The organism is Vibrio sp. 2033 (assembly GCF_033339735.1).
Map to the genome: position 1 here is coordinate 1 of NZ_JAWOVC010000533.1, position 608 is coordinate 608.

A 608-nucleotide genomic window follows, 5' to 3' on the forward strand; every position below is an offset into this window, starting at 1 on the left:
CTGCTCAGGTGGTTTCGCTGATTGATCTTCTGTTGTGACCGTTGTCATATCCGGTTCGAAGTTCAGCTCCGTCGTCTCTTCCCACGTATTCGCCCCAGATTTGTGCTCGTCACTTAACACTTCGTTAAGCTCTTCTTCGCCAGGGAAATATACGTCACGTTTGTACACCTTGTTCAGCGCACGAATGATCGAGTGCTTTTTCACCATGCCAGATGCGAGCTTTCTTTGCAGAGGCTTCGCAATGGATTGAAGTCCAACCACCACATCCACACCGATGTTCGCCGCGACTTCATCACGAAGGACGCGAGCTGGTTGATAACCCATATTGGCAGAAAGAAACAACCAAACATACGCAATCGCATTGCCTGTTTTTCCTCTGTCTTTCCATGCTTCGCCTGCATGGTACATCGCTTCTGCGCTGCCGCCCTCAGCAGCACGTTCCAGCCAATAGCAACCTTTCACCATGCTCTTGTCTGCGCCAATGCCGTTTAGATAACACAAGCCGACTTGAATTTTGCCTTCTGCACTGTCTTTTTCTGCCGCTTTCATAAACCAGTAAAGCGCATCGGCTTTATGGCCTGAAGTATTTTCAGGCGAGAGCTGCCACT

1 protein-coding gene is annotated in these 608 nt (G+C 49.7%); it reads right to left on the bottom strand.

All coding sequences use genetic code 11. The annotated features are described in order from the left end of the window. Positions 1–608: tetratricopeptide repeat protein (locus R7P74_RS27630; protein ID WP_443293482.1), on the bottom strand; the 608-nt coding region annotated here is incomplete at both ends.